Annotated in this window: 7 protein-coding genes; 5 read left to right on the top strand and 2 right to left on the bottom strand. The window is 55.9% G+C overall.

All coding sequences use genetic code 11. From position 1 onward, the window contains the following. Window positions 1–316: 316 nt before the first annotated feature. Window positions 317–1774: an RtcB family protein gene (locus QME66_06525; protein MDI6808618.1), complete on the bottom strand. Its 1458-nt coding sequence runs from the start codon at window positions 1772–1774 to the stop codon at window positions 317–319. 65 nt (window positions 1775–1839) lie between these two features. Further along, window positions 1840–2829, bottom strand: a complete 990-nt coding sequence (galE, locus tag QME66_06520; GenBank protein ID MDI6808617.1) for a UDP-glucose 4-epimerase GalE — start codon at window positions 2827–2829, stop codon at window positions 1840–1842. Between the two features lie 376 nt (window positions 2830–3205). Here galE and QME66_06515 point away from each other — a divergent pair, with 376 nt between their 5' ends. The 5 genes from QME66_06515 to QME66_06495 are packed head-to-tail and all read left to right on the top strand — an operon-like array spanning window position 3206 to window position 9198. Next, complete coding sequence (locus tag QME66_06515; GenBank protein MDI6808616.1) at window positions 3206–4723, top strand: hypothetical protein; 1518 nt, start codon at window positions 3206–3208, stop codon at window positions 4721–4723. 17 nt (window positions 4724–4740) lie between these two features. Then, window positions 4741–5325 (top strand): hypothetical protein, encoded by a 585-nt coding sequence (locus QME66_06510; GenBank protein MDI6808615.1) that lies wholly within the window; start codon window positions 4741–4743, stop codon window positions 5323–5325. After that, the gene (locus tag QME66_06505; protein MDI6808614.1) at window positions 5322–7559 is read left to right on the top strand and encodes a hypothetical protein; all 2238 of its coding nucleotides are present in this window, start codon (window positions 5322–5324) and stop codon (window positions 7557–7559) included. The genes QME66_06510 and QME66_06505 overlap by 4 nt, the downstream gene beginning before the upstream one ends. Next, a complete protein-coding gene (locus QME66_06500; protein MDI6808613.1) occupies window positions 7556–8230 on the top strand; it encodes an HAD-IA family hydrolase in 675 nt (224 codons plus the stop codon). Before QME66_06505 ends, QME66_06500 begins: the two co-directional genes overlap by 4 nt. Beyond that, window positions 8227–9198 carry a class II aldolase/adducin family protein gene (locus QME66_06495; protein MDI6808612.1) on the top strand — a complete coding sequence of 324 codons (972 nt, stop codon included), beginning with the start codon at window positions 8227–8229 and terminating at the stop codon, window positions 9196–9198. The genes QME66_06500 and QME66_06495 overlap by 4 nt, the downstream gene beginning before the upstream one ends.

The raw sequence follows: 9198 nt of genomic DNA, 5'->3' as shown, positions 1-9198 counted from the left end.
GTGCCTTACGAAACGCCCTGCATTTCGTAAAGTCATTTCTGGGACGGCACACTAGTTACATCCTAATTGGTCAGAACAGTCACGGCAACAGGAGACCTTCACCCATAATCAGTTGTCCGGTTATTTTATGAGATTTCAATAGGTTATGTAGGTGAGGTCTTCTTTCAGAAGCTCCAGTAGGACTGGGAAAGGAAAAGTAGCAGAGCCCTGCCTTCCTGTCAACGCAAGTCTCACTTCTTCCTGAGCTCGATCAGAATCGGTTTCTTGGCACGGGCTCGGCTGCGCTTCCAGTACTCGCCTGCCCGTTGCTCTTCGCCTAACCCTTGATCACACCCATCGGTCTGAGTTTCGCTACACGTTTGGCAATCCCTGCCCCTTCAACTACGTCCACCACCTGGTTTACGTCCTTGTATGCTTCGGACACTTCCTCATGAAGAGTCTGTTTGCCGTCGTACCTGACAATGATCCCCTTGGCTTCGAGCTCCTCCCGGATTCTCCTTCCTCTGGTAGTTTTCACCGCTTGGGTCCGGCTCATGAGTCTTCCAGCTCCGTGACACGTTGAGCCGAATGTCTCCTTCATCGCCTTTTCCGTGCCAACAAGCACATATGAACATCTGCCCATGTCTCCCGGGATGAGAACCGGCTGTCCGACATGGGAATACGGTTCCGGAATGTCGGGCCGGCCGGGAGGGTATGCTCTCGTGGCCCCTTTCCGCAACACCCACAGTTTCGTTTTCTTGCCTTCGACTTCATGCTCCTCAAGACGCGCGATGTTGTGCGCGAGGTCGTAGATCATTCTCAGGTCCAGATCCTCAGCGCTTCGTCTGAAAATCTCCTCCATGGCCTGCCTCGTCAGATGAAGTATGCACTGCCTGTTAGCCCACGCAAAGTTGGCTGCAGCAGCCATTGCCCCGAGATATGCCTTTCCCTCTTCGGATGAGATCGGCACACATGCAAGCTGTTTGTCCGGAAGCTCAATCCCATATCCGTGCATGGTTCTGGATGCGATCCTGATGTAATCGTCACAGACCTGATGGCCGAGCCCTCTCGACCCGCAGTGAATCATAATGGTCACCTGGTCCCTCCACAGACCGAACGCCTGCGCTGCCTCATCGTCGTAGATTTCTTCAACGTACTGGACTTCAAGAAAATGATTTCCCGACCCCAGTGTCCCGAGCTGCTCTCTTCCTCTGTCCTTGGCCTCAGAGCCGACTCTGGATGGGTCTGCGCCATCGAGCGTGCCGCTTTGTTCCGTAAGAGAGATGTCCTCAGGCCACCCAAATCCGTGCTCCAATGCCCAACTTGCCCCCTCGACAAGCACCCGGTCGGTATCCTTTGAGGAGAGTCTTATGTTTCCCTCAGAGCCGAGCCCGCAAGGCACACGGGCAAAGAGCCTTTCAACGAGTGGAGTGAGAACAGGAAGGACTTCTTCCTTGGTAAGATTGCTCCTTACAAGCCGCACTCCGCAATTGATGTCGTACCCAACCGCCCCCGCCGAGATAACGCCATCTTCGGGCCTGAATGCCGCGACACCTCCTATCGGCATGCCAAAACCCCAGTGTGCATCCGGCATTGCGAGTGCTGCTCTTACGATTCCAGGAAGGTGTGCGACGTTGGCAACCTGTTCGGGAGTGGAGTCACTTGTGAGGATCTTGAGAAGCCGTTTGTCGGCATAGATGATCCCCGGAACCCTCATTCCGCGCTTGTAGGTCCTGGGGATTTCCCATTTGAATTCGTCTATCTCTTTAAGCGGTCCTGCCCATTCATTGGACATGGGGCCTACCTTCGAGCCTGGCTGCTACATGGCCTCCTCATCGGCGCCCGCTTGAGCCGTAGATATCAGCCCCTGGAAGACGCGTAGCCCCTGGGATGCTCTTTCATCCATTTCCACGCATCTGCGACGATCTCAAGAATATTCTGTTTTCGGGGATCCCATCCGAGCTCTTTCTTTGCCTTCGCTGAAGATGCCACAAGCGTCGCCGGGTCACCGGGTCTTCTTCCAACAATCTTGAACGGGATTCTTTTCCCGGTCACTTCTTCACATGCCCTGACCACTTCCAGCACCGTGTTACCTCGTTCACTGCCCAGATTGAAAATCCCGCTCCTTCCCTCCGCCATGGCATCAATCGCCTGGATATGTGCTTCGGCAAGATCCTCAACGTGGACATAATCTCTCAGGCAGCTTCCGTCCCTCGTAGGGTAGTCGTCACCGAAAATGGAGACCTCTTTCCTCTGTCCAAGCGGGACCTTGAGAACGTTCGGAATAAGATGAGTCTCGGGAGAGTGATCCTCTCCCCTTTCCCCGGTCGCCCCTGCTGCATTGAAGTAGCGAAGGCTCACGGATGAAACTCCGTGGATTCTTCTGTGCCACTCAAGTGCACGTTCAAAAACCAGCTTGGTTTCGCCGTATGGATTGGTAGGATTTGTCGGCGACTCTTCCGTGATGGGAGTTTTCTCCGGCTCACCATAGACGGCCGCAGAAGAAGAGAAAACAATCCTCCGTGTGTCATGTTCGACCATTGCTTCAAGAAGAACCATGCTCTCAGAAACGTTTCTCCTGTAATACGTGCCTGGCTTCTTCATCGATTCTCCCACCTCAGTTGAGGCGGCAAAATGAAGTACACAGTCGCAAGGGTCCTCAGCAAGAAGTTTACTGAGAACGGAGGAGTTTCCGACCCTTCCTTTTACAAAGCGCACACCGTTCGAGAGGGCTTCCGCGTGCCCGGTCGAAAGGTCGTCAAGAACAATGACCGAATCTCCCCGCACAAGAAGCCTTTCAACGACCACGCTTCCTATGTACCCAGCTCCTCCAGTCACAAGAATTTTCATGAGGCGAACCCCCCCAGCTTGCGTATCTCTCCGGCAGCTTGAGATGTGTTCGGCGGAAGCGCCTGGAACTCAACGAGCCCGATATGTTAAATCCGTCCCAAGTATGCCGAAATCGAGGCAAGAAGTAAAACAAAAGAAAAATCCAGCCTCAAGATAGACCCCGGGACTAATGTCGTATATTCTGCTTTTCGGAAGATACTTGTTGAGGTTATTGCCGCAATTTGATATTAATCTGACATCGTTGCTGGACATGGGTGGAAGAATATCCTCTCGAATGCTGACCACGGGTCAGACCGGATAGTGAGCGGCGGCCCCTGGGGTCTTCGGTGCCTATGAAATCCTCTGTGATGGAAACTTTGTTCAGGTCACAACCCACATGAAGAACGACTCTCGCATTACACTTCCGGATGCACTCTGCACTAATGCCGGGCCTTCCCGGCGAGAAGTGCTCGTGGTCGCCTTGTTCGTGGGGGTTTACGTCATTGTCAGTTTGGTTCTTGCGACCCGATGGTGCATCCCGTGGGTCGATGAGGTGATGTACACCGATCCTGCTGCCAACCTGGCACTGGGCCGAGGGTTTCACTCTACTGCCTGGTTCACGCAGGCCAGGACTGAGATTTGGGCGAGCAACACACCACTCCATGAATTTCTGCTCGCCGGATGGTTTCGCCTCTTCGGGTTCGGTCTTCTCTCCGCGCGAGTCTTCTACTCCCTTTTTCAGGCCGCCGGAGCTCTTGTGCTTTACCTTGCGGCTTGGCGGCTTCGCATCCTTCACTCTGGGACCGGCCGGGTTGTTCTGGTTGCGTTGCTCCTGAGTGGCAGCGGCATCAGCGATTGCCTGCACAACGGCAGGCCTGAAGGTGTCAAGTATCTTCTTTCTGCCCTCAGCCTCTACGCATTCTCGGTTCGACACGCGCGCTGGCGGCTTGGCCTTCTATTTTCCTTGGGCTTCTTGAGCTCTCTGGCAGGAATTCAGCTTATTGCGTATGCCGGGCTATTTTGCGTGGCACTCTTTTTCCTGGTCAACCGGGAGATTCGGTTTTCAATGATATGGCTGGGCGTTGGTATGGCGGTTGGCTTGGTTGCGCTCCTTGGCAGCTACGCCGTCATCGGCTACGGCAGGCGATTTCTCGAAGCAACATTCTTGTCAGGGCACATGATGACCGGCCGCGTCGCTCAGACGGTCGTCCTGCACAACAACCGTTTCCTCGAGGACTTGAGGACCTTTGTCCATTCGCTTTCGAACCTCTATACTTTTGACTCGAGCTTGCTGATACTCATGTTGTTGCTGGCTTACTTGATGGCCCGGGATGTCATTGCCCGGGAGTTTCGATTTCGTTCGATGGCCTTCTTCGGCCTCGCCATCGCGATCGTGCTTCCGGTCATCATGGGTTTTGTGGGCAAGTACGGTGCCATATATGCTTGGATGGGCTTTGCACCCATCGCGTTGTGTTCTGCCGCCGGGCTAGAGCTAGGCCGGAGCGGCAGCTCTCGCTGGACAAAGTTCCCGTCCGTAGTTCTGATCGGCATCGCAATCGCCGTAGGTTTACCCTACCGCACGGTTCTTGTCGCCTCACAGTGGAAAGCCAGCGATCCTGCTCCGGTGGAGCGTTTTGTGGCGAACTGTATCGGGCAGGACGAGTGGGTGTATACTGACTACCCTGCGTACTATGCGGTGAAGCGGAGAGCTGCAGAAACCTTTTCGCCTACCTACGCCGGCGGGCGAGGTTTCAGGGAGATCCCTGACTATGAGCGGGAGCGCATCTCGGCGATCATTGGCAGACCGTCTGAGGCGGTGAAAGCAGTTGAACGTTTGGGTGGAAGCTGGAAAGAAGCCGGCCGGCTGGGTGACGATAGTGCAGTCTACCAGCTGGTCCTGCTGAGACGCAATTAGGCGGGCGAGGGGGACAAGTGTCGAAGCTTTACCGTCACAGGGTCAACACAATCGAAGAATTGCGACAGATTCCGCATTCGCTCGGAATTGAGTTCGACTTGCGCTCTGACGGTGATCGCGTCATCATAACTCACGAGCCGTTTACAAGCGGTCCGGACATAGAGGAATATTTTCCGCACATCGGCGGGCGACCCTGCATTTTCAACGTCAAGTGCGAGGGTATTGAGGCGCGTGTACTTGATTTGGCGAAGCGGTACAACATCGAAGACTTTTTCTTTCTGGATTGTTCCGTGCCGGCGGCGGTGAAGCTCCTCCGTTCGGGCGAGAGCCGGATTGCCGTGCGGTATTCAGAGTACGAACCATGCGAATGGGTTCTTGGCTGGGCTGGAAAGGCACGCTGGGTATGGGCTGACTGCTTTACGGCCTACCCCGGGGATGAGAAGGACTGGCAGCGAATTGCCGAGCGTTTCCAAATTTGTGTGGTGAGCCCTGAGCTGCAGGGACATGGGTCAGAAAGCATTGGTCAGTTTAGGGCAACATTGGCTGGGCGGCGATTTGACGCAGCTTGCACGAAGAGACCAGACCTCTGGAGCAAACCATGAGTGAAATCACAGAAAAAGTGGTTGCCGGTCCAGACAAGAGAACCTCCGAAAAGTCAGCCGGCTCACCGGTCACTCAAGGTTCGGGCGAAGAACCGCGGGCGGCAATAGACCTCGACCGCCGGGAGCTACGCAATGAGCTGCGCCTGGTCGCGGGGAGCAAGTTGTTCTGGGCCGGGCTTGCAGCCAAATTGTGTGCGGCAATCTTGTTTGGCTCCCACTTTGCAACCCGATGGTTCGCTCCGTTTTTCTACGAGTTCGTACACACTCACTTTTCAAACCCATGGCAGATCTTTCTCGGACGCGGAGAGCCTCTGGCGTTCCCGTACGGGCCAGGAATGCTCCTCGTAGGTGCAATCTCCTGGCTGCCGGCGTTGATTTTCTCATTCGACCCGGCATCTCACATCGGATTGCTTCTCCTGAGACTCCCGCTCCTCGCCGCCGACATTGTTGTTTGCCTGCTCCTGGTGCGCTGGACCCAACGGAGTGTGCGCGAGGTTCTGATCGTTTACTGGCTCAGCCCTGTGATTTTTTACGCAACATATATTCACGGCCAACTTGACCTGATTCCAACGGCCCTGCTTTGTGCTGCGCTTTACTTGATTTTCACAAAACGCATTACTCTAGGCGCGCTCGTTTTTGGTCTTGCCCTCGCGGCAAAGGGGCACATAATCATCGCAGTTCCCTTTGCGGCAGTTTATCTCTTCCGGCTGCCAAGGCGGCGCCTTGCCTGGTTCAGGTTCAGTCTTGTCAGCGGGCTCATGGCTCTTGCGCTCTATGCATATCCGCTTACACTGCCCGCCTTCCGCGAGATGGTTCTGGGCAGTCCGGAGGCGAAGAAAATTTGGGCGGTAGCAGTGCCTTATGGGCAGAGCGGACTGCTTCTCTATGCGGCGCCTGCTGTTTTGATGGTGACGTTCCTCAGGTTTGCGAGCTACCGTAAGATCAACCGCGAGCTCACACTCTGGTTTCTTGGAGCACTGTACCTGGCTCTCGTGAGTCTGGTACCGCCTCAACCGGGCTGGTTCGTCTGGTCCATTCCATTCATTGCCTATCTGGGTGCCCGTTTCACCCGCAGCGGACGCTTCGTCGTCTTTGCAATCTCGTCTGCCTATCTTGTCTACTTCTTTATCGGCGACCCACTCGTATTCCTGGAAAGTCTGGATCCGACTATGGGCAAGGGGTTTGGCAGCTCGGCGGCTGCTGCGCTGCAACAAGCGGCGCCTGCACTGTTCGGCACGCGTGCTTCCAGCATAGCGTGGACACTCCTCTTTTCCACAACGAGTCTTGCTGTCTACGTGATGTACCGGCGTGGCGTACGGTCTAACTCAATATATCGCTTCCGCGACGAAAGTTTCATGATCGGCATCGCAGGCGACAGCGGCGCGGGAAAGCACACCCTGGGCCGGGACCTGACCCAACTTTTCGGATCCCAGATTTCTCTCATCGAGGGCGACGATGACCACAAATGGGAGCGAGGCCACGCGATGTGGCGGCGGTACAGCCATCTCAATCCGCGGGGGAATCGACTTCAGGCACAGCTTGAAGGTCTGATGGCTCTGCGCCGGGGGGGAGAGGTGCGCAAGCGTCGTTATGACCACGACAAGGGGCGCTTCACTCCTGTTGAACGCATCCAGGCTAATGACTTCATGGCAGTAATTGGATTGCATCTTTTCTATCTTGCATCCCAGCGACCCCTTTTCCACCTTAGGGTATTCATGGATCCCGACGAGGATCTCCGCCGGGCGTGGAAGCTGGCCCGCGACACGAACCAACGCGGTTATACGGTTGAAGAAGCCAGCCGGCAGATGGACGAGCGGATGGAGGATGCCAGGCAATTCGTGCGGCCGCAAATGGGCTATGCTGATTTGGTTGTTCGCCACAAGCTGCAGACCTCGCCGACGGATACGTCTGTGTACATGGAACTCGAGCTCTCAAGCCTGATTGAGCCGCATCTGCTCATCGACGTGCTTGAGGAGATTCCTTCGCTATCTATGGATTGGAATCCGGCGGAAACACTTAACCGCGACCGCATCACCATCGATGGTGATGTGGATGCGGAACAGCTGAGGACTATGGCCAGCGCGCTGATTCCGAATCTCGATGAGCTGGTGCAGGAGGGAGGATGGCTGCCGGGTGGTCGCGGACTGGCGCAGCTCATCGTTGTTCATGCGATAAGCACGCGCCTGCGCGGTGACCGCTTTTTTTCAACCGACTCAGGCACAGAATTTTCATGAACCAGGCCGGAGCTAAGCGCCCGCGAGCTTTGCTGCTCGATCTTGACGATACGCTTTATGAGTATAGGTTCCCTGAGGAACAGGCGCGCGCGAAATTACTCCGGCTGGTCGAGGTCGAACTCAACCTGGGACAGCCTGAAGTGAATTGTCTCTGGGAAGAATCACGCATGGCGGTGAAGGAGCGACTCGGTGCGCGCGCAAGCGCACACTCACGGCTGCTCTATCTGAGCGAACTCGTGCACAGATCCGGACGTTCTGACCTTCTGCCCCGGGTACGGAGCTGGGAACGTACCTTCTGGGAGGAGTTCATCGGAAAAGCCAGTCTCCGAACAGGCGCGCGAGAACTGATCCTGGCCTGGCACGCCCGGGGGGGCAAGACGGCAATTGTTACCGACCTTACTCTTGAAGTTCAGCTCTGGAAGCTTGAGTCCTTCGGTCTCCTCGCTCTTATCGATGTTCTGGCGGCAAGTGAGGAAGTTCCTGAGGACAAGCCGGCCGCGGAGGTGTTCTTGCTCGCCATGGAACGCCTGGGAGTACAGGCCGAAGACTGCATGATCATGGGCGACAGTCCGGCCAAGGACGGCGCCGCAGCACATACTCTTGGGATTCCGTTTCTCCATGTGAACTCGCAGGAAAGCCTTCAGAAAGCAATAGTGGAACTCCTGCCATGAACAATGCGCTTGAAGAGCTAAGGATAATGGGAGAACGGCTGGGGAAGCCGTGGTGGGTCCAGGGTCCGGGAGGCAATGTCTCGGTCAAAACGGAGGACGGGGAGCTCTGGGTCAAGGCCAGTGGAAAGCGCCTCAAGGACGTGGCTGGTGAAGGAGGCTTTGCCCGGGTTTGCCTGGAGACTGCGCTTCGAGCAGTGGATGGTGACCCGCAGGCGGATGCGGAACTTTTCTCACTCGTGCCGCGGCCATCGCTGGAAACCTATTTTCATACTCTGCCGGGCCGGGTAGTTGCGCACACACATTCCCTGGGCGTTCTGCTGCTCGCGTGCTCGTCGCGGGACGGCGGGTTGGGTGGACTCGTGGAAACTGTACCCTATCTGCGCCCGGGCAGAGGAATTGCACTTGCTCTGCGGGATCTCCGGAAGAGCTTCGACGAACAAGTCTTCTTGCTTCGCTCACACGGCTTGGTGGTCATTGCGCCGGACGCTGCTCGTGCCGTGCTTCTGACTGAACAGATCGACCGGCGCATTTGCGATCGCTTTCAGAATCTGCCTCATTTCGAGAAACGTGTTGCCCATTATTTGGGAGCCGATGTCATGGATCTGCAGGGCGGAAAGACTCGACGCCTTCCGTCTCGCAAAGAGAGCGGTTCTGTGCGCTATCTATTTCCGGATGCGGCGGTCTATGCGAGCAAAGTACAGATTGACGTCATTCATGACTTGCGGTCTCTTGCAGAGAATGCGCTTTCCGGTCTCGGGCGTTCATTAGTACTTGTGGACGCACAGGGACAACGAGCAGCTGTGGCTCGAAACCTTGAACAGCTCGATGATACGTGCGAGATCCTCGCGGCTCATGACTGGCTCGAGGAAGCGCTGGGCGAATGTGCTTGCTATCTGCCCGACGACGAGCCCGACAAAGTTGTTTCGATGCCATCCGAGCAGTATCGTATTCGTCTCCAGACACCATAG

The organism is Candidatus Eisenbacteria bacterium (assembly GCA_030017955.1).
Taxonomy (GTDB): Bacteria; Eisenbacteria; RBG-16-71-46; order JASEGR01; family JASEGR01; genus JASEGR01.
Note: the sequence above shows the minus strand (reverse complement) of the source record. Positions and strands in the feature narration are given on the sequence as shown.

Bases quoted from the DNA above. Each gene is read 5' to 3' on its own strand.
- QME66_06525 (MDI6808618.1), bottom strand. From the start codon at position 1,774: ATGTCCAATGAATGGGCAGGACCGCTTAAAGAGATAGACGAATTCAAA.
- galE (MDI6808617.1), bottom strand. From the start codon at position 2,829: ATGAAAATTCTTGTGACTGGAGGAGCTGGGTACATAGGAAGCGTGGTC.
- QME66_06515 (MDI6808616.1), top strand. From the start codon at position 3,206: ATGAAGAACGACTCTCGCATTACACTTCCGGATGCACTCTGCACTAAT.
- QME66_06505 (MDI6808614.1), top strand. From the start codon at position 5,322: ATGAGTGAAATCACAGAAAAAGTGGTTGCCGGTCCAGACAAGAGAACC.
- QME66_06500 (MDI6808613.1), top strand. From the start codon at position 7,556: ATGAACCAGGCCGGAGCTAAGCGCCCGCGAGCTTTGCTGCTCGATCTT.
- QME66_06495 (MDI6808612.1), top strand. From the start codon at position 8,227: ATGAACAATGCGCTTGAAGAGCTAAGGATAATGGGAGAACGGCTGGGG.